The 18,076-nt window shown below is 68.1% G+C and carries 19 protein-coding genes; 13 read left to right on the top strand and 6 right to left on the bottom strand.

Annotated elements, in window-relative coordinates:
* Positions 1 to 24 precede the first annotated feature (24 nt).
* From B9Y82_RS09290 to B9Y82_RS09255, 8 genes are all read left to right on the top strand, one after another.
* Positions 25 to 558 (top strand): ZrgA family zinc uptake protein, encoded by a 534-nt coding sequence (locus B9Y82_RS09290; protein WP_100472669.1) that lies wholly within the window; start codon positions 25 to 27, stop codon positions 556 to 558.
* Positions 555 to 1,250: an ATP-binding cassette domain-containing protein gene (locus B9Y82_RS09285; RefSeq protein ID WP_100472668.1), complete on the top strand. Its 696-nt coding sequence runs from the start codon at positions 555 to 557 to the stop codon at positions 1,248 to 1,250. Before B9Y82_RS09290 ends, B9Y82_RS09285 begins: the two co-directional genes overlap by 4 nt.
* Positions 1,243 to 2,496, top strand: coding sequence for an ABC transporter permease (locus B9Y82_RS09280; RefSeq protein WP_100472667.1), 1,254 nt, complete (start codon positions 1,243 to 1,245; stop codon positions 2,494 to 2,496). The genes B9Y82_RS09285 and B9Y82_RS09280 overlap by 8 nt, the downstream gene beginning before the upstream one ends.
* Before the next feature lie 2 nt (positions 2,497 to 2,498).
* A complete protein-coding gene (locus tag B9Y82_RS09275; protein ID WP_100472666.1) occupies positions 2,499 to 3,050 on the top strand; it encodes a DUF3299 domain-containing protein in 552 nt (183 codons plus the stop codon).
* Positions 3,040 to 3,666 carry a DUF3299 domain-containing protein gene (locus tag B9Y82_RS09270; RefSeq protein WP_100472665.1) on the top strand — a complete coding sequence of 209 codons (627 nt, stop codon included), beginning with the start codon at positions 3,040 to 3,042 and terminating at the stop codon, positions 3,664 to 3,666. Before B9Y82_RS09275 ends, B9Y82_RS09270 begins: the two co-directional genes overlap by 11 nt.
* A complete protein-coding gene (locus B9Y82_RS09265) occupies positions 3,666 to 4,412 on the top strand; it encodes a hypothetical protein (RefSeq protein ID WP_100472664.1) in 747 nt (248 codons plus the stop codon). Before B9Y82_RS09270 ends, B9Y82_RS09265 begins: the two co-directional genes overlap by 1 nt.
* Positions 4,413 to 4,564: 152 nt before the next feature.
* Complete coding sequence (locus B9Y82_RS09260) at positions 4,565 to 6,097, top strand: MFS transporter (protein WP_100472663.1); 1,533 nt, start codon at positions 4,565 to 4,567, stop codon at positions 6,095 to 6,097.
* 4 nt (positions 6,098 to 6,101) lie between these two features.
* Complete coding sequence (locus B9Y82_RS09255) at positions 6,102 to 6,659, top strand: TetR/AcrR family transcriptional regulator (protein WP_100472662.1); 558 nt, start codon at positions 6,102 to 6,104, stop codon at positions 6,657 to 6,659.
* A gap of 102 nt (positions 6,660 to 6,761) precedes the next feature.
* Here the strand turns inward: B9Y82_RS09255 and B9Y82_RS09250 are convergent, their stop codons facing one another.
* Positions 6,762 to 7,643, bottom strand: coding sequence for an AraC family transcriptional regulator (locus tag B9Y82_RS09250; RefSeq protein WP_100472659.1), 882 nt, complete (start codon positions 7,641 to 7,643; stop codon positions 6,762 to 6,764).
* A gap of 106 nt (positions 7,644 to 7,749) precedes the next feature.
* Between B9Y82_RS09250 and B9Y82_RS09245 the strand changes: the two genes are divergently transcribed.
* Entirely contained in the window at positions 7,750 to 8,286 is a 537-nt protein-coding gene (locus B9Y82_RS09245) for a carboxymuconolactone decarboxylase family protein (RefSeq protein ID WP_100472656.1), read from the top strand.
* A 38-nt stretch (positions 8,287 to 8,324) separates the two neighbouring features.
* Here B9Y82_RS09245 and fdhD read toward each other — a convergent pair whose 3' ends face one another.
* The gene (gene fdhD / locus B9Y82_RS09240; protein WP_100472653.1) at positions 8,325 to 9,173 is read right to left on the bottom strand and encodes a formate dehydrogenase accessory sulfurtransferase FdhD; all 849 of its coding nucleotides are present in this window, start codon (positions 9,171 to 9,173) and stop codon (positions 8,325 to 8,327) included.
* A 243-nt stretch (positions 9,174 to 9,416) separates the two neighbouring features.
* On the opposite strand from fdhD, the gene B9Y82_RS09235 reads away from it, so the two are divergent.
* The 3 genes from B9Y82_RS09235 (at position 9,417) to B9Y82_RS09225 (ending at position 12,719) form a co-directional block, all read left to right on the top strand.
* On the top strand, positions 9,417 to 11,702 hold the full coding sequence (locus tag B9Y82_RS09235; RefSeq protein ID WP_100472651.1) for an FdhF/YdeP family oxidoreductase: 2,286 nt from the start codon (positions 9,417 to 9,419) through the stop codon (positions 11,700 to 11,702).
* Positions 11,695 to 12,063, top strand: a complete 369-nt coding sequence (locus tag B9Y82_RS09230) for a hypothetical protein (protein WP_238381575.1) — start codon at positions 11,695 to 11,697, stop codon at positions 12,061 to 12,063. Before B9Y82_RS09235 ends, B9Y82_RS09230 begins: the two co-directional genes overlap by 8 nt.
* Before the next feature lie 116 nt (positions 12,064 to 12,179).
* Positions 12,180 to 12,719, top strand: a complete 540-nt coding sequence (locus tag B9Y82_RS09225; protein WP_100472648.1) for a DUF411 domain-containing protein — start codon at positions 12,180 to 12,182, stop codon at positions 12,717 to 12,719.
* Between the two features lie 50 nt (positions 12,720 to 12,769).
* On the opposite strand, the gene blaL1 is transcribed toward B9Y82_RS09225, so the two are convergent.
* From blaL1 to B9Y82_RS09205, 4 genes are all read right to left on the bottom strand, one after another.
* Positions 12,770 to 13,642 (bottom strand): L1 family subclass B3 metallo-beta-lactamase, encoded by an 873-nt coding sequence (gene blaL1, locus B9Y82_RS09220; RefSeq protein ID WP_100475204.1) that lies wholly within the window; start codon positions 13,640 to 13,642, stop codon positions 12,770 to 12,772.
* 95 nt (positions 13,643 to 13,737) lie between these two features.
* Positions 13,738 to 16,164: a TonB-dependent receptor domain-containing protein gene (locus tag B9Y82_RS09215; RefSeq protein ID WP_100472645.1), complete on the bottom strand. Its 2,427-nt coding sequence runs from the start codon at positions 16,162 to 16,164 to the stop codon at positions 13,738 to 13,740.
* 71 nt (positions 16,165 to 16,235) lie between these two features.
* Entirely contained in the window at positions 16,236 to 17,081 is an 846-nt protein-coding gene (locus tag B9Y82_RS09210; RefSeq protein ID WP_100472642.1) for a FecR family protein, read from the bottom strand.
* Complete coding sequence (locus tag B9Y82_RS09205) at positions 17,078 to 17,602, bottom strand: RNA polymerase sigma factor (protein ID WP_100472639.1); 525 nt, start codon at positions 17,600 to 17,602, stop codon at positions 17,078 to 17,080. The genes B9Y82_RS09210 and B9Y82_RS09205 overlap by 4 nt, the downstream gene beginning before the upstream one ends.
* Positions 17,603 to 17,807: 205 nt before the next feature.
* Here B9Y82_RS09205 and B9Y82_RS09200 point away from each other — a divergent pair, with 205 nt between their 5' ends.
* Positions 17,808 to 18,074, top strand: a complete 267-nt coding sequence (locus B9Y82_RS09200; protein ID WP_100472636.1) for a hypothetical protein — start codon at positions 17,808 to 17,810, stop codon at positions 18,072 to 18,074.
* Positions 18,075 to 18,076: the final 2 nt, after the last annotated feature.

The following is an 18,076-nucleotide window of genomic DNA, read 5'->3' as shown; positions in this document are numbered from 1 at the left end:
ATAGTAACAATTGGAGACTCCCCCATGAAGCGTCCTGCTGCTCTTTTCCTGCTGCTGGCTGCCAGCACCGCACAGGCCCATGACATGCGCCAGCACGCACCGCACGTTCATGGCCAGGCGACCGTGGACGTTGCACTGGACCAGCAAACGCTGGAATTCGCCCTTCAAGCCCCCGGCATCGGCATCCTTGATTACGAGCGACCGCCGGCCAATGCAGCCGAGCAGGCCGCGCTGGCACGGGCGACCTCGTTGCTGAAGGGCGGCAGCTGGGTCACCTTGCCCACCGCTGCAGGGTGCCGTCTGGCCACCGGTAAAGCCGATGCAGAGGGCTTCGACGCGACGGCCGCCGCGCCGCCGCCGGGACAGCACCGGCACGCAGGTTTCAGCGCAACGCTGCAGTACCACTGCGCGAAACCGGCTGAGCTGCGCGCCATCGTCGTGCGCCTGCCCATACTGTTCCCGGGCCTGCACGAAGTCATCGTCAACAGTGCAACCGCCAATGGCCAGGATCGCAGCGTGCTCACGCCCAACAATCTGCGCGTGGTGCTGGCACCGTGAGCGCGGCACCGGTGATCTCGCTGGAAGACGTGCAGTTCGGATACGGCATGCAGCTGGTGCTGGATATCCCGCGGTTGTGGGTCGAGCAGGGCAGCAGCGTGTTGCTGCGCGGAATCAGCGGCGGTGGCAAAAGTACGCTGCTGGGCCTGTTGGCCGGTGTGCTGCTGCCCGGCAAGGGCCGTGTCGAGGTCGCCGGCCACGCGCTGCAGGCAATGCGCGGGGCCGCACGGGATCGATTCCGTGCCGACCACCTGGGCGTGATCTTCCAGCAGTTCAATCTGCTGCCGTTCCTCAGCGTGCGCGACAACATCGCGCTGGGCCTGCGCTTTTCGCGCCTGCGCAGCGCGCGCATCAGTGGGCCGCTGGATGCCGAGATCGCCCGCCTGCTGCAGGCCCTGCAGCTCAATCCCGAGCTGATGTCGCGGCGCGCGGGTACGCTCAGTGTTGGCCAGCAACAACGCGTGGCGGCAGCACGCGCCCTGATCGGCCGTCCGGCGTTGCTGCTGGCCGATGAGCCCACCTCGGCGCTCGACCGCGAAGCAGCGACCGCCTTCCTCAAGCTGATGTCCACGCAGTGCGAGGCGGCCGGCACCACGGTGCTGGTGGTCAGCCATGACGACAGCCTGCAGCCACTGTTCGATCGCACCATTTCACTGTCCGAGATCAACCAGGCAGGTGCCGGCCATGCTTGAGCTTGCCTGGGCCAGCCTGCGCAGCCGCGCGTTGAGTGTCGGCCTGACCGTGCTGGTCATCACCCTCAGCGTGGTCCTGTTGCTGGGCGTCGAGCGTGTACGCACGCAGGCGCACGAGGGATTCGCCAGCACCGTATCGGGTACCGACCTGATCGTCGGTGCGCGTTCGGGGCCGGTAAACCTGCTGCTGTACTCGGTGTTCCATATCGGCGACCCGACCAACAACGTGTCCTGGCAGTCCTACCAGGCGCTGTCCGCTTTGCCGCAGGTGAAGTGGGCGGTGCCGCTGTCGCTGGGCGATTCCTGGCGCGGCTACCGGGTAGTGGGTACCACTGGCGGCTACTTCGAACACTATCGCTATGGTTCCGGCCACGAGCTGGCCTTTGCACAGGGGCGGCCGTTCGACGATCTGTACGACGTGGTGATCGGCGCAGAGGTGGCACGTGCGCAGAAGGTCGCCCTCGGTGACGAGATCGTGCTGGCGCACGGCACCGGCGCGGTCACGCTCGCCACGCATGCCGACAAGCCGTTCCGCGTTGCGGGCATCCTGCAGCGCAGCGGCACGCCGGTGGATTCGTCGCTGCTGGTCTCGCTGCCGGCCATCGAGGCGATCCATGTCGACTGGCGATCGGGCGTGCAGCTGCGCAGCCAGAGCGTCAGTGCCGAGCAGGCGCGCCACCTCGATCTGACCCCGACCAGCATCACCGCGTTCATGCTCGGCCTGAACTCGCGCATCGCCACCTTCTCGGTGCAACGCAGGATCAACGAGTATCCCGAGGAGGCGATGCTGGCGATCCTGCCCGGCGTGACCCTGCAGCAGCTGTGGCAGTCACTGGGCACGGCCGAGCGGGCACTGCAGCTGATCAGCGCGATGGTGGTGCTGCTGGGCATGGTTTCGCTGGTGGCGCTGCTGGTCTCGACGTTGCAGGAGCGGCGGCGCGAGATGGCTATCCTGCGTGCGACCGGCGCGCGGCCGGGTTACATCGCCGGCCTGCTGGTGGTGGAAGCGGTGGCGACCAGTGCCGTGGCCTGCCTGCTGGCACTGGCGCTGCTGGTGGCCGCCAGCGTGGCCGGGCGTGGATGGGTGCTGGCGACCTTCGGTCTGTCGATCACCCATGTGTGGCCGGATGGCCGCGAACTGGCGTGGGTGGCGGGCGTGCTGGCGATCAGCGCGGCGGCCGGGCTGGTGCCGGCGTTGCTTGCTTACCGGCGCACCTTGGCCGATGGCCTTTCACCGGGAGGCTGAGCATGCGCTGGCTGCCGATGTTGCCGATGCTTATGGTCCTGGCCGCCTGCGAGCGGCCGGTGGATACCGGCGTGCAGGCCCTGCCGCCATCGCCGGTGGTTGAACCCGATAGCCATGCAGGCGCCACAGAGCAGGAGCTGGATTGGCTGCAGATGATGCCGAAGGACGAGCTGGTCGCGCTGGAGCGGGGCGAGGGCCCGGAGGTAGAACACAACGGCAACCGGCGCATGCCGCAGTTCGGCACCTTCCGCACGGTGGACACGGTACTGCAGCGGCCGGTGCGCCTGCCGGGCTACGTGGTACCACTGGCCAACGCGCAGGACGGGCGCCTGACCGAATTCCTGTTCGTGCCGTACTACGGCGCCTGCATCCACGTGCCACCACCGCCGCCGAACCAGATCGTGCACGTGGTGCTGCCGCGCCCGATCGCGATGCCGGACATGTATTCGCCGTTCTTCCTGGCCGGCACCCTGCGCGCCGAACGGTTGGATGACGACCTGGCCGGTTCGGCCTACACCATGCGCGATGCTCAGCTGAGGCCGTATGAACCGTAATGTCCTGATGGGAGTGGCGTGCTGCCTGGGCTTGCTGGGGTGCACGCAGGCAGGCGGGGACGCCACGACCGTCGCCGCTGCACCGGCCCCCGCGCCGGCACAACCCGTCACGGCTGAAGCACCCATCGACCGTTGGGATGCGCTGCGGCCCGATGAAGTGACCCATCAGCGCCCGCCACCGCAGATCGGCCTCTTACGCAACGGCATGGACGGGGTGGGCGGGCTGATCGACGACACCGGCTCGGGCACGCCACCGGGGCAGGAGATCGACCACTCCAGCCCGGACCGCGCCAAGCAGTTCGGCTCTTCGCGCGTGGTCGACGCTGTCGACGGTCGCGCAGTGGATCTGGATGGTTACGTGGTGCCGCTGGGCACCAACGATGCCGGCCTGGTCGATGAGCTGCTGTTCGTGCCGTTCTACGGCGCGTGCATCCATGTGCCGCCGCCACCACCGAACCAGATCATCCATGTGACCCTGGCCACGCCGATCGCACTGGGCGACCTGTGGGATCCGTACCGCCTTGCCGGCCGCCTGCAGGTGAAGCGCTTCGATGCGGATATCGCCAGCGCATCCTACGATGCCGCAGCGGCGACACTGACGGCGCTCCACAACTGATGCGTGCGCGCTGGATCATCGTTGCAGCAGCCTTGCTGTTGGCTGTGACGCTGCTGGTGTGGTGGCAGCGGCAAGCTGCACCCATCGCGCCACCCGCCATCGCATTTCCGGCACCTGCGGCCGATGCCCGCCAGCGCATCGAACAGCGCCTGGCCGATGACCATCCCTTTCGCAACGACGTGCTGTTCCTGCTGGCGGCGACCCTGCGCGACCGCTGCCAGCCGGCGCAGGCAGGGCTGCTGGCGCGCATGGCCAATCGTGCATCGCTGCCGGTGCTGGCGGCGGTCAGCGCGGTGACCCAGCAGGATCCATCACTGGACCGGCCGATCTACCAGTACATCCAGCATCGCGCCGATGCCACGCGCTGCGGCCAGCCGCTGCAGATGCCGTTGGCCGGTGGGCGCAGCATGCAGGTGGACATCGAGCAGTACGCGCGCACCTTCCCGGACAGTTACTTCGACCCGCAGCGCAGCAGCGAGCCGCAGGACTTCGGCGGCCTGTCGCTGCAGCAGCGTGCCAGCAACGCCTGCAACAGCGTGGTGTATTCGGTGCTGCCGTTGGGCGGCACCGATTGGCGTTGCAGCAGCCTGCGCGCGAACGCGCGCTCGCGGGTGCGCAGATTGTGCGAGGACGAACTGCGGCGCCAGCATGGGGGAACGGGCGGGGAACTGGACATGGCCGTGGGGCATGGCATGCAGAGTGCGGTGGTGTCGGCGATTGCCGCGCTGCCGGAAGACTGCCGGTGATGATCCCCTGATGCCGGCCACGACCGGCTGAGGGGGGGCACGGCAACATGAACATTGCCCGGGCCCCAATCTGAACGGGTGGTGCTGTCCCCATAACTATACAGGACATCCGGTATAGTTATGGCCGTACTTCATCCCCACCAGGTTCCCCCATGGCTTTGTCCCAGCCTTTGGCCGGTGCTCCGGCCCTGTCGCGTGCCCGTCGCTGGGCGCTGTTGTTCACCGTCGCCGCCGGCCTGCTGCTGGTCACGCTCGACAACTCCGTGCTCTACACCGCACTGCCCACCCTGACCGAGGAACTCTCGGCCAGTGCCGGGCAGGCGCTGTGGATCATCAACGCCTATCCGCTGGTGATGGCCGGCCTGCTGCTCGGTGCCGGCACGCTCGGCGACCGCATCGGCCACCGCCGCATGTTCCTGATCGGACTGGTGGTGTTCGGTATCGCCTCGCTGGCAGCGGCGTTCGCCGGTACAGCGGCGCAGCTGATCGCCGCACGTGCGTTCCTGGCAGTCGGTGCGGCGGCGATGATGCCGGCGACGCTGGCGTTGATCGGCCTGAGCTTCCACGAAGAGCGCGAGCGCAACATCGCCATTGCGATCTGGGGTTCGGTGGCCATCGTCGGTGCGGCACTGGGCCCGATCATCGGCGGCTGGCTGCTGCAGCACTTCTGGTGGGGCTCGGTGTTCCTGGTCAACGTGCCGGTGGTGGTGGTGGCCTTCGTCGCCACGCTGCTGCTGGCCCCGGAGGGCCAGCGCGACACCTCGCGCCCCTGGGACATGGTGTCCTCGCTGCTGGCACTGGCCGCACTGTCCGGCCTGGTGCTGGCAATCAAGTCGCTGATCGCCACGCCGCCGTCGTATGCACTGGGTGCGGGCGCGCTGCTGTTGGCCATCATTGCGGGAGTGGCGTTCGCACGCCGCCAGCAACAGCTGCCGTACCCGCTGCTGGACTTTGCGATCTTCCGCAATCCGGCGTTCCTGGCCGGCACGCTGTCGGCGGTGTTCACCCTGTTCGCCATGGCCGGCCTGCAGCTGGTCACCACCCAGCGCTTCCAGCTGGTGGCGGGCTTTACCCCGCTGCAGGCGGGCCTGCTGGTGTCGGTGGCGGCGCTGGGCAGCCTGCCCAGTGCGCTGCTGGGCGGCAGCATCCTGCACCGGGTCGGCCTGCGCCCGCTGATCTGCGGCGGCCTGGCCGCAGGTGCGCTGGGTGTCGGCGTGGTGGCATTCGGTTTCCCGCACGGCCTGGGTTGGGTGGTCGCCGGCATGGCCATCACCGGGTTCGGCATGGGCTCGGCCATCTCGGTGGCGTCCACCGCCATCCTCAACAACGTACCGGCGCACCGTGCGGGCATGGCCTCGTCGGTGGAAGAAGTGTCGTACGAATTCGGTGGCCTGCTGGCGGTGGCGATGCTGGGCAGCTTGAGCGCGGCGATGTATGGCGCCTTCCTGCCGGTCTCGGCCGAAATGCCCGAGCGTGCCCGCGAAGGCTTCACCCAGGCGCTGCACGTGGCACGCGAAAGCGGGCAGGGCGAGTGGTTCGCCCTGGCCACGGCCGCGTATGACCGCGGCTACCAGATCGTGCTGCTGGTGATCACGGTGATGCTGGTGGTCGGCGCGACGATCATCGCGCGCCTGCTGCGTGGTCGCGTCGGCAGCCGCGAGGGCGCGGCCGATCGCGTAAAATGACGCCATGAGAACCAGCAAGCGCGACCGGATCCTCGACGCCGCCGTCAACGTGATCAATCGTGACGGCGTGCGCGCGGTGACCTTCGAGTCGGTGGCGGCCGAGGCCAAGCTGACCCGCGGCGGCCTGCTGTACCACTTCCCGTCGCGCGAGGCACTGCTGCGCGGTATCGACGAGCACCTGGTGCAGGCCTGGGAGGCGTCGATGGAATCGCTGCTGGGCAAGCGGGCGGAGGAAGCCTCGGCACTGGAGCGCTACCAGACCTTCGTGCGCGTATCCGCGCAGAGCGCCACGCGCGCCGAACTGATGTTCATGCTGGAATCGGCCGACCCGGATGCCGACGAGCGCCCGTGGGGTCCGGCAGTGCGACGCTGGGCACCCTTGCCGCCGTCGGCCGGGCAGGATGACCCGGCCGCGCTCGACAATTTCGTGGCGCGGCTGGCCGCCGATGGCCTGTGGATCTACGAGGCGATGTACGAAGGGCAGCTGGATGAAAGCGTGCGCGGCCAGGTGGCCGAACGGATCGCCGGGCTGCTGGCGAAGCCCGATGGGGCATCCAGCTGAGCCGTCGACCGACGCACGGATATCGCTCTTGGTAGAGCTGACCGCGGGTCGGCTGCTAACGAAAATCCCACGCATCGCGCGAGAGTCGACCCGCGGTCGGGTCTACCCGGCCTGCGCTGCGGTCGCTGCCAACCACGCTCGCGGCGAAGCACCCAACCGCTTGCGGAACGCCTTCGACAACGATGCGGTATCGGCAAACCCGACCTCGATCGCTACCTGCTTGACCGCCACGCCCGCACGCAGCTGCGCGCAGGCCAGGCTCAACCGCCAATCCAGCAGATAGCTGGCCGGCGTGGCCTGCATCACTTCCTTGAACACCGCCGCGAAGGCACTGCGCGACATGCCCGCAGTCGACGCCATGCGTGGCAGCGTCCATTCGTCCTGCGGCGCGTGGTGGATTGCCACCAGCGTGCGTGCCAGCCGCGCGTCGGACAGCCCACGCATCAGCCCATGGCTGACGCCCGCCGCATCCGGATGGTCGACCACCCAGCGCAGGATCTGGATCAGCGCCACCTCGAACAGGCGGTTGGTCAGCAGCCGCGAACCGCAGCGCTGGCGGTCGGCCTCGGTGAACAGCAGATGCAGGGTGTCATCCAGCTCGCTGATCGCGGCCAGCGGCACCACCATCACCGGCGGCAGCGACTGCACGATCGGGTTGCGCGCGCCACCATCGAAGTCCAGGGTGGCGCAGGTGAAATCCGGGCCATCCAGTGGTGCATTGAAGAACACATGGTGCAACGGTTGCGGATACAGCAGCAGGCTGGGTGTGTCGATCTTCAACCGGGGCAGCGCGATATCGCCGTCGGGATGGCGGACTTCCATTTCACCCTGGCGCAGGATGTGCAGGAACGCACGACCGGGCTGCGGCTCGAAGACATGGCGCCCGCACAGCGGACCGCTGTGGAACAGCGCGGCCTGCACCCGGAAGCGTTCCAGCAGGGCGGAGAGACGATCGGGCGCGGGAGCGTCGAGGGGAATGCTCATGGACGAATGGACAATAGGTGCGGTTGATTGTTCCTGATGCGTCCAGAAAGTCTACCTAGGATGAGCGGGTCGTCCAATCCCGGGCGCTTTCCCAAGGAGATCAACCATGTCCCGTGTCCCCCTGATCGATGCCGCCACCACCACCGCCGACCGCCAGGCCTTGCTGGGCCAGGTCCACGCCGCGTTCGGCGCCACCCCGGCCATGTTCCGCGCCGTGGCCAACTCGCCGGCCGCGCTGCAGAGCATGTGGGGTTCGTTCGGCGCGCTGGGCGGCGGTCGCCTGTCGCCGCTGCTGGGCGAGCAGATCGCCGTCGCCATCGCCAACCGCAATGCCTGCGAGTATTGCCTGGCCGCGCACACTGCTCTGGGCCGCAAGGCCGGTGCCAGCGACGAGCAGATGGCCGCCGCGCAGATCGGCCAGTCCAGTGATCCGGCCACCTCGGCTGCCCTGGACTTTGCGCTGAAGGTGGTCGAGCAGCGTGCACAGATCACCGACGGCGATGTGCAGGCGCTGCGTGCAGCCGGCTTCGACGATGAGCAGATCGTGGAGATCCTCGCCCATGTGGCGCTCAACCTGTTCACCAACTACGTCAACGTCGCGTTCGACGTGCCGGTGGATTTCCCGAAGGTGGCGCTGCGCTGAGGTGCATCAGGCCGGGGGCGCGTTGCTCCCGGCCGTTCTCAGCTGTCGTGGCTGTCGTCCGGCCGAAGCCGTTCGGGATGGGTATACACATTGAACCCGCTTTCGCGCGCGAACCCGACCAGGCACAGGCCTGCACTGCGGGCCAGGTCGATCGCCAGCGCAGTCGGTGCCGAGACAGCAGCCAGCACGCTGGCGCCGGCGCGCACCGCCTTGCTGACCATTTCATAGCTGGCGCGGCTGGAAATCACCAGCAGGCCGCCTTCAATGGCATGTTCGTTGTGGTGCAGGGCGCCGATCAGCTTGTCCAGCGCATTGTGGCGACCGACGTCCTCGCGCACCCAGCCGATCCGCCCGCTGGCATCGGCCCAGGCCGCGGCGTGGGTGGAGCCGCTCACCGCATTCATCGGCTGGTGCTGCGCCAAGGTGGCCAACGCCCGTTGCAGGGCGGCGGGCGGGTAACTGCGTCGCTCGCGGATCTGCGGCAATGGGCGCAGTACTTCTTCCAGCTGGCGCGTGCCACACAGGCCACAGCCACCACGACCGGGCAGCAGGCGCCCATTGGCCGGGTCCAGGTCGGCGCCGGGCGCCTCGTCGGCCACGGTCATCTGTAGTTCGATGCCTTCCAGCTGCGGACGGATGTCGATCGACAGCAGCTGCGAGGGAGTGTCGATCAGCCCTTCGCTGAGTGAAAAACCGAGTGCGAAATCTTCCAGGTCACACGGGGTGGCCATCATCACCGCGAAGGCAGCGCCGTTGTAACGCAGCGCCACCGGTACTTCTTCGGCCACCACGTCGACCTGCGGCTGGTGCCCCTCGCTGCGCCAGCGCAGCAACGGGCGCTGGGCCGTGCCGGCAGGCGGGGTGTGCGGTGGGGTCGAATCAGGCATGCAGCGCGTCCGGGCAAGGGAAATACGCAGGTGGTGGACCACCCACGGCCTCGAGAATAGCGCAGTGGCCACGCGCTGACGCAGGTGTAACCGTTGTCATGGCAGGCTGCGTTGAAAAGGCGTTGACGCACTGGCGAAGCCGCATAGGCCGTGCTTGACTGTGGGGCTGGCCGCGCGATCGAAAGCGCCGCCGGACTGCGTTGTTGCGATCGTTGCTGCGTTCCTCCCGCCAGGTTCCCGAACATGCCCGAGCAGAAACCGCCGCGTTACAAGCCCTACAACCAGCCGGCCGGTGGCTGGGGTGCCGCCGGCGCCACCGCCAAGGTGCTGCTGCAGCAGAGCGTGATCGGCAAGGGGTCGAAGGCGTTGCTGGCAATGAACCAGCCCGGCGGCTTCAAGTGCCCCAGCTGCGCGTTCCCCGATGCTGACGAACGAAGGAAGCTGGAGTTCTGCGAGAACGGCGCAAAGGCACTGGCCTGGGAAGCCACCCAGTTCCGTGCCGGCCGCGAGCTGTTTGCCCGGCACACGGTCACCGAACTGATGGCGCAGACCGACTACTGGCTGGAGATGCAGGGCCGGCTGACCGAGCCGATGCGCTACGACGCGGCGACCGACCATTACGTGCCGTGCAGCTGGGACGATGCCTTCGCGCTGATCGGCCGCCACCTGCAGGCGCTGGACAGCCCACACCAGGCAGAGTTCTACACCTCCGGTCGCACGCCCAACGAAGCCGCGTTCCTGTACTCGATCTTCGTGCGCGAGTTCGGCACCAACAACTTCCCGGACTGCTCGAACATGTGCCACGAACCGACCAGCCGTGGCCTGCCGCCGGCCATCGGGGTGGGCAAGGGCACCATCGTGCTGCAGGATTTCGAGCATGCCGAGGCGATCTTCGTGATCGGCCAGAACACCGGCACCAATTCGCCGCGGATGATGAGCAACCTGGTTGAAGCGCGCAAACGCGGCATTCCGATCGTGGCGGTGAACCCGATGCCCGAGCGCGCATTGATCCGCTTCGCCGAGCCGCAGGACGTGGTGCAGATGGCCACGTTCGGTTCGACCGAGATCACCAGCGAGTTCGTGCACATCCGCATCGGCGGCGACCTGGCCCTGATCAAGGGCATGATGAAGGTGATGTTCGAGCGCGAAGCGCAGGGCGAGCGCGTGCTCGACCACGACTTCCTGGCCGAACACACCGTGGGCCTGGAGGCGCTGCGCGAGGACGTGCTGGCGCAGGACTGGGGCCAGATCGTGCAGGTGTCCGGCATTTCGCAGGCGCAGATCCGTCGGTGTGCGGAGATCTACATCCGTTCCAAGGCCACCGTGATCTGCTACGGCATGGGCCTGACCCAGCACCAGTACGGCTCGCACCTGCTGCAGCAGGTGGCCAACCTGCTGATGCTGCGCGGCAATTTTGGCAAGCCCGGCGCCGGCATCGGGCCGATCCGCGGGCATTCCAATGTGCAGGGCGACCGCACCGTCGGCATCGACGAGAAGCCCAAACCGGCCTACCTGGACCGCGTGCAGCAGGTGTTCGGCTTCGATCCGCCGCGCGAGCACGGCCATCACGTGGTCGAGTCGATCGAGGCGATGCTGGATGGCAGCGCCAAAGTGTTCATCGGCCTGGGCGGCAACTTCATCCACGCCGTGCCCGATACGCCGCGCGCGTACGAGGCCATGCGTAGCCTGGAGCTGACCGTCGGCATCGCCACCAAGCTCAATCGGGGTCACCTGGTGCATGGCCGCGATGCCTTGATCCTGCCGGTGGTGGCGCGCTCGGAGCGCATCGTCACGCCGGCCGGCGAGCAGTTCGTCACCATCGAAGACGCGATGTCGAACGTCACCGCATCGCGCGGTGTGCTGGAACCGGTCAGTGCCGAGGTATTGCCCGAGGTCGAGATCGTCTGCCGCATGGCGATGGCCACGTTGCCGCACAGCAGGGTCGACTGGGCAGGCTGCATGCATGACTACACCCCCATCCGCGAGCTGATCGCCGCCGTGTACCCGGAGATCTACACCGGCTTCAACGAGCGCATCCAGCAGCCGCACGGCTTCCATCTGGACATTCCGCCGCGCCGCCGGGTGTGGCCCACGCCCAACGGCAAGGCCAACATCCTGGTGATGCCCGGCCTGGACGTGGACGATCCGGTGCACGACCCGGACATGCTGCGGCTGGCCACGGTGCGTTCGCACGACCAGTACAACACGACCATCTACAGCTACAACGACCGCTATCGTGGCGTGTACAACGATCGCATGGTGCTGTTCATGAACATCGAGGACCGGCTGGCGCGCGGGCTGGAGAAGGAAGCGCGGGTCAGCCTGGAGACCATCAGTGACGATGGCGTGCAGCGGCGCATCGAAGGCCTGACCGTGCTGGATTACCCGATGCCGCGCGGTGCGCTGGCCGGCTACTACCCCGAACTGAACCCGTTGCTGCCACTGGACTACTACGACCGGATCAGTGGCACGCCGGCAGCCAAGTCGATTCCGGTGCGGATGCGGGCAATGGCAGCCGCGATTGCGTGACGCGCGCATCGGCTATCATCGCCGGGTGAACCTGTCTGGCCTGCTGCTGCGATGGATGCTGCTCGTTGCCCTGGTGCTGAACGCACCGGCGCTGGCGCTTGCCTCATCGCCGTACACCATGGCGGCCGATGCGGATCACTGCGCCGCACCGCATTCCGCTGCCATGCCCGGATGCTGCGACGAGGCAACATCAACGGTCTGCCAGAGTGGTGAGTGCGAATGCCCGCCGGCCTGTCTCGGCATGCCGGCTGCCCTGAGTGGAACCCCTGCGTCGCCCTGGCGTGAGGCACCTCTGGCGGCCAGCGCCCAGCAACGCGCATCGCCGCCAATGCCGTACCCGTTGCGGCCGCCCATCGGTTGATTCCCTGCAGGCCTCAAGCGCCTGCCGTAGTTGCTTGTCTTACCCATGACCCTGCCTGCGCCTTCGATACGCGGGCGGCGGGCCGCATGGCCCGCATCTGCAAAGGAATCAACACCATGAACCGTTCTCTCTCCCTCGGCCTGCTGCTGGGCAGCGTGCTGGCCACGGCCGCCTGCGCACGTGCTGCCGAAGAATCCGCTGCCGCACCGGTCGCCAGCGAGGCACCGGCGGCGCCCATCAAGGCCAGCCCGGCCAGACTGGACCCGGCACTGCCCATCGCCATCGTGCACAAGACCGCCAGCTGTGGCTGCTGCGGCATATGGGTCGATCATCTGAAGGCTGAAGGCTTCCAGGTGGACGTACGTGATACCGATGACATGAACCCGATCAAGCTTCGCCTCGGCGTGCCGGTCGGCAAGGGCTCCTGCCACACCGCCGAGATTGGCGGCTACGTGGTCGAAGGCCATATCCCGGCCGGGGACATCAAGCGCCTGCTGGCCGAACGCCCGGCAGCGCGCGGGCTGGTACTGCCCGGCATGCCGGCCGGCTCGCCGGGCATGGAAATGCCGGACGGCTACGTGCAGCCGTACACCGTCGAACTGGTGCGCAACGATGGCACCACCGAACCGTTCGCCCAGCACGGGCAGGGTGGCTGACAGGCAGCGGGTGCCGGCCATGTTGGCCGGCACCCTTCGGCGCTACAAAATCAAAGGGCGCCGGCTGTTTCCTTGGCCAACTGCGCGTCGAACTTCTGTTCTGCCGAATCAGCGTAGGCCTTGCAGGTCAGTGCCTTGGCGCCGGCCGTGGCACCCGCGGCATAGTCCCAGTGGCTGGCGCCCGGGTGCGGGGTCAGCAACACGTCGCACGGCAACGCCCGCACCGTCGCGAAGCTGCGTTTGTAATCCTCTACCAGGCGCGGATAGCGCACATTGCCCTGCAACTGGTAGCCCGGGGCACTCAGGCTGTCGGCGTAGGCGATGCGCACCGGCTTGCCGTCGCGGGTATCGGTCCAGGTCCAGGCGGTGCTGCCCGGGGTATGTCCCGGCATGAAGTGTGCGGTGAACGCGATGCCGCCCACCGTGACCACTTCGCCATCCATGAGGATGCGGTCGACGCTGGCCGGCGGATAGGTGATGTCATCACCGAAGTGCAGGTCGTCGCTGCCACCGCGCGCGAGCAGCACCGCGGATTCAGCGTTGGTCGCCACTTTCGCACCGGTACGGCGCTTCAGCTCCGCCACCGGCCCGGCATGGTCGGCGTGTGCGTGGCTGAGCAGGATCAGCCGCAGATCCTCCGGTGCCACGCCGCGCACCTTCATGTTGCTGATGAGGTGGCTGGCCATCTGCGGCATGCCGCCGTCGAGCAGTACCGCGCCGTCGGCGGTCTGCACCAGCAGCGCGGTCAGGTCCTGCGTGCCGATCTGCCAGGTGTGGTCGGCGATCTGCAGCGGTGCCATCGGCTGCAGCCAGGACGCATCGACGGTGTACGCCTGCAACTGCGGCAGTGGTGCCTCGGCGGCGCGGGCGTGCGCGGCCGGAAGCGCAGCGGCAAGGGCGAAGGCGAGCAGGGAACAGCGCATGATCCACATCCGTTTGAAGGAGGCCCAGAAACTAGCATGGGCCTCCTCCACCACGGTGCGCATAGATTTCATGGCTCCCATAAGGGGGCCATGGCTCAGTACCGGTACTGCCACCCCAGCGTCAGCACCCGGCCGCGTCCGGAGAAGTAGCTCGGGTTCGACGGCGTCGTCTGCGAGTAGTAGCTGATGTACTGCGTGTTGGCCAGGTTCTGCACGCCCAGCGTGAACGCGTGCTTGTCCAGCGCATAGCGCGCGACCAGATCCACGGTGGTGTAGCCCTTGAACTCGGCCACGCGCGCCCCCTGCAGGTCGAAGTCGCGGTCGAAGGCGTGGCTGGCCTGCAGGCGGGTGCTCAGCTGCGGCGTCCAGTTCTGTTCCCAGAACGCGGTCAGCCGGTTCGGCGCGATGTTGACGCCGGCCAGGTCGCTGTCCAGCCGGCCATCAATATTGGCATCGTAGCGGCCGTTGGCGCGCGCATAGCCCAGGCCAAGGCGGCTGTCACCCAAGCGCAGGCGCAGGTTGGTTTCGAAGCCTTCCACGCGGGTGGCCTGGCGCTGCACGTTGTAAGCATCGATTCCCGCGTCGTAGACCAGCACCGAGCCGAGCTTCGATTCGGACGTGTAGTAGGCGATATCGCCGCTGAAGCGGCCATCGTCATACTCCAGGCCGATCTCTCGGTTGTCCGACACCACCGGCGACAGGTCCACCAGGCTGTCCACGCGCTGCCCGTCACGGTTGATCGCGCGCAGCACGCGGCCGACATCGGCCACGGTGTAACCCTCCGAGTACGAGGCATAGGCGTTGAGGCGATCGTTGATGTACCAGACCGCACCGAAGTTGGGCAGGGTCTCGCTCATGGTCGGCTTGCCGCCGGCCACCTTGCGCGCGCCATAACGGGGCAGGGTGGTGTAGTCGCCCACCTCCAGCTCGCCCTTCTCGTAGCGCAGGCCGCCGGACAGCATCAGGTGGTCGGTCGGCCACCAGTGCAGCTGCAGCAGCGGCGACAGGCTCTGGTAGGTGGTCAACGGCACCCAGTTCATGCCGCTGGCCAGCAGGACCTGGTGGGTGCGGTCACGCAGGCCGTCCAGGCCCAGGGTCACGTCCAGCGTGGTATTGGCGATGCGGCTCCAGCTCTGGGTCAGCTTGAAGCCGCGCTTGTCCGATTCATTCTGGGTCTGGTCCCACGCAGCATTGGCGCCGGTGTTGCCCCACGGGTCCCATTGGCTGGCGCCATAGCGGCCTTCGAAGTCCACCGCGAACGCCTGCGCCTGGAAGCGGCCACCCAGCAGGTCGGCGGCGCTGTAGTCCAGCGTCAACGAACGCGAGCGGTTCATCGGCGGGTCCAGCGGCGTGTCACCGGGCACCGAAAGGGTCGGGCGGCCGCTGCGGTAATCGCCGTTCACCGCCAGGTAGTTGTCCAGCCCGCGCAGTTCGTAGCGGTTGGCCATCAGCTGCAGGCGCTGGCCCTCGGCAATTTTCCAGCCGAACTTGGCGAACACGTTCGACGACGTCGAATCCATCAGTTCGCCCTGCGCGTTGGTACCGATCGAGCGCCCTTCGCCGTCATGGAACAGGCCCTGGCGCTCGTAGGCCAGGCCGGCCACCAGGTCGAACTTCTCGCCGCGCATGCCCACCAGCGCCGACGCGCGCTGGCCGCTGTCGTCGTGGCGGCGAGGCAGGGCGGCGCTGTAGCTGAGGTTGCTGTCGAACAGGAACGCCCCGGGTTCGCTGGGCGCGCTGCGGGTGATGATGTTGACGATGCCGCCGGTACCGCCGATGCCCTGCAGGGCGTTGGCACCGTGGATGACTTCGATGCGTTCGATCATCGCCGCATCGATGGTGTGCGAATCACGCGAGCCATCGCGCAGCGGCGTCGACTGCGGCACGCCGTCGACCATGTACAGGATGCCGCGGCCACGCATGGTTTCGCCGTAGTTGGACATCTTCTCGCGGGCGGGCGCAAAGGCCGGAATCTGTGACGACAGCACGCGCGAGACATCCGAGCCCAGCGCCAGCTGCTGCGCGATGTCCTCGCGGGTCAGCACGGTGATGGTGTTGGGCATGGCGGTCTCGCCCTGCGGCATGCGTGCGGTGGATGCCGATACCGTGACGCGGGCCAGTGAGGTGGCCGCGGCCTGCGGCGCGGGGCGCGCCGGCGGGTTGGCCTTGGCCGGTGCCGGTGCAGTGGCCGCCGCGCTCAGCACGAAGACGCCCGGCGAGCGCTCCTGCAGTGCCAGGCCCTGGCCGGCCAGCAGGCGCTGCAGCGCTTCGCGCGGGGTGTAACGGCCGTCCAGCGCCGGTGCGTTGCGCCCGCCTACGCTTTCCGCGGCGAACAGCAGCTGGATGCCACTCTGCCGGGCCAGCGCGGTGAGCGAGGCCTGCAGGGAGCCTGCGGGCAGGTGCAATTCCACCGCGGCCGGCGCGGACGTCTGGGCGCCAGCGGGCAGTGCCGCGCACAGGCAGGCGGCAAGCAGGGTGGGGGCCAACCGGCGCAGCGCGGCAGGCGGGACAGGGCGGGTCATGCGGAGGTCCTTCGGAGGGGTTCAGACACCTGCCGGATGGGAGGGCGCACAACCCACCCTCGCGACGGCGATCAATCGCGGGCGCGCAGGTGCAGGCTGCCATCGGCGGCGGTCTGCAGCTGCACCGGCAGGATGTCCGGCAGCAGTGCCACGGCGGTCTCGGCGCGATCGGCATCGAACACGCCCGAGACCAGCAGCGGGCCCAGCGCCGGGTCATCCAGCACGATCGGGCGGTCGTGGTAGCGCTGCAGGATGCGCAGCACCTCCGACAGCGGCAGCCGATCGAACTGCAGCCGCCCGTGGGTCCAGTCGGCCCGGTCCGGGCTGACGGCTTCGGGGGGCGACAGCGATCCTGCCTGGGCCAGCAGGCGCTGGCCCGGCTTCAGCCGTTGCTCGGCCTCGCTGCCGTCGACCCGCACGCCCACCGCGCCGCGCCACAGGGTCACCTCGCTCAGGTCACCCTGGCGGTCCACGTCGAACACGGTGCCGTAGTTGCGTACATGCACCGGGCCAGCATCGACCTGGAAGCGGCGCCAGGCCGAGTGCTGCACCTCGAAGCGCGCCTGGCCGCGCACCAGCAGCACCTGCCGCGAGCGCAGATGACGGCGTACCTGCACGCGGGTGCCGGCATCGAGCAGTACCTGGCTGCCGTCGGGCAGGGTGACGTTGCGGCGTTCGCCGACGGCGGTCTGGTAATCGCGCACCTGCCAGGCCGGGTCGGCGGCCAGCAAGGCGCCGGCGGCCACCAGCAGCAAGGCCAGCGCGCCCTTCGCGGGGCCAGCGCTGCGCCGGCGCTGCAGTGCCCCGGGGCTCGGCAGCGGGAAGCGTTGCTTCAATGCATCGCGGTGCTGCTCCAGCACCTGCTCGGCGGAGGCGGGTGGCGGCGCGGGTTCGGAAGGGGCGGGCGTGCGGCTCACTGCAGCCCCGCGTGCAGGCGGCAGTCGGCCATCGCCAGGCGCAGGTGGCGCTCCACCGCCTTCAGGCCGATGCCCATGCGCTGCGCAACCTCTGCCTGTGGCAGTTCATGGATCTTGTGCAGGATGAACACCTGCTGGCGCCGGCAGGGCATCCGCTCGATGGTGACGCTCAACTGCTCAAGCGCGCGCATGCCCTGCGCCTGCTGCTCGGGTCCGGGGCGCGGGCACGCGCCCTCGGGCAGTTCAGCGCGCGCCTCGACCCAGTGCCGGCGCAGGTCTTCAGCGCGGCAGCGGTCCACCGCCGCGTCGTGTGCGATCCGGCGCAGCAGCGCGATCGGTTGCCGTGGGTCGTGCACGAGCGGACGCTCCAGCAGGCGCACGCAGACATCGTGGACCACCTCGCGGGCCAGCCCGGGTGAGCGGAAGCGGTGATGCAGGTAATCCACCAGCTCCTCGTAGTGGCGCACCAGCGAAGACACCAGCGACAGCGCGGGCGGGTGGGGCGAGGGTGGCTGGGACATCCGGACGGGCGGCAAAGGCGAAGGGTGAGCACAGGGAGGGCTTCCCCTGCACGATGACACAATACTAATGGGAACCGTTCGCGTTTGCCATGTGCCGCTGGCCCGGCCGATTGTTCGCTGCGGCTGGAAGGTGAAACCACGATCATCGGCTGGAGCGCAGAATCGGCCCGGGCTAGCCTGCCTGCGGGTACAAGGAGAGCGATAGATGCATGTGATGCTGGTGATCACCGCAGGCGTCCTGCTGCTGGGGGTGTTCCTGCTGTTCGGCCATCTCTGGAGCGTGGGCACCTCGCAACTGCCCACGGCGCTGATCGCATTCATTGCCACCTGGCTGCTGGTGGCCGTGGCCAACATGTGGGTAGGGGTCAGCAAGGCCGGTTATGCAGTACGCGAGGAGCTGCCGATCCTGCTGCTGGTGTTCGCCGTACCGGCGCTGCTGGCCGGTTTCCTGTACTGGCGCCTGGCGCGCTAAGG

The sequence above is a fragment of the Stenotrophomonas maltophilia genome (assembly GCF_002799155.1).
GTDB lineage: Bacteria > Pseudomonadota > Gammaproteobacteria > Xanthomonadales > Xanthomonadaceae > Stenotrophomonas > Stenotrophomonas maltophilia_R.
This window is presented reverse-complemented; position numbering and strand designations above follow the sequence as displayed.

Coding starts and splice junctions, on each gene's coding strand:
- B9Y82_RS09265 (WP_100472664.1), top strand. CDS start 3,666: ATGCGTGCGCGCTGGATCATCGTTGCAGCAGCCTTGCTGTTGGCTGTG.
- B9Y82_RS09205 (WP_100472639.1), bottom strand. CDS start 17,602: ATGTCCCAGCCACCCTCGCCCCACCCGCCCGCGCTGTCGCTGGTGTCT.
- B9Y82_RS09200 (WP_100472636.1), top strand. CDS start 17,808: ATGCATGTGATGCTGGTGATCACCGCAGGCGTCCTGCTGCTGGGGGTG.
- B9Y82_RS09290 (WP_100472669.1), top strand. CDS start 25: ATGAAGCGTCCTGCTGCTCTTTTCCTGCTGCTGGCTGCCAGCACCGCA.
- B9Y82_RS09255 (WP_100472662.1), top strand. CDS start 6,102: ATGAGAACCAGCAAGCGCGACCGGATCCTCGACGCCGCCGTCAACGTG.
- blaL1 (WP_100475204.1), bottom strand. CDS start 13,642: ATGCGCTGTTCCCTGCTCGCCTTCGCCCTTGCCGCTGCGCTTCCGGCC.
- B9Y82_RS09225 (WP_100472648.1), top strand. CDS start 12,180: ATGAACCGTTCTCTCTCCCTCGGCCTGCTGCTGGGCAGCGTGCTGGCC.
- B9Y82_RS09260 (WP_100472663.1), top strand. CDS start 4,565: ATGGCTTTGTCCCAGCCTTTGGCCGGTGCTCCGGCCCTGTCGCGTGCC.
- B9Y82_RS09275 (WP_100472666.1), top strand. CDS start 2,499: ATGCGCTGGCTGCCGATGTTGCCGATGCTTATGGTCCTGGCCGCCTGC.
- B9Y82_RS09270 (WP_100472665.1), top strand. CDS start 3,040: ATGAACCGTAATGTCCTGATGGGAGTGGCGTGCTGCCTGGGCTTGCTG.
- B9Y82_RS09215 (WP_100472645.1), bottom strand. CDS start 16,164: ATGACCCGCCCTGTCCCGCCTGCCGCGCTGCGCCGGTTGGCCCCCACC.
- B9Y82_RS09250 (WP_100472659.1), bottom strand. CDS start 7,643: ATGAGCATTCCCCTCGACGCTCCCGCGCCCGATCGTCTCTCCGCCCTG.
- fdhD (WP_100472653.1), bottom strand. CDS start 9,173: ATGCCTGATTCGACCCCACCGCACACCCCGCCTGCCGGCACGGCCCAG.
- B9Y82_RS09245 (WP_100472656.1), top strand. CDS start 7,750: ATGTCCCGTGTCCCCCTGATCGATGCCGCCACCACCACCGCCGACCGC.
- B9Y82_RS09235 (WP_100472651.1), top strand. CDS start 9,417: ATGCCCGAGCAGAAACCGCCGCGTTACAAGCCCTACAACCAGCCGGCC.
- B9Y82_RS09280 (WP_100472667.1), top strand. CDS start 1,243: ATGCTTGAGCTTGCCTGGGCCAGCCTGCGCAGCCGCGCGTTGAGTGTC.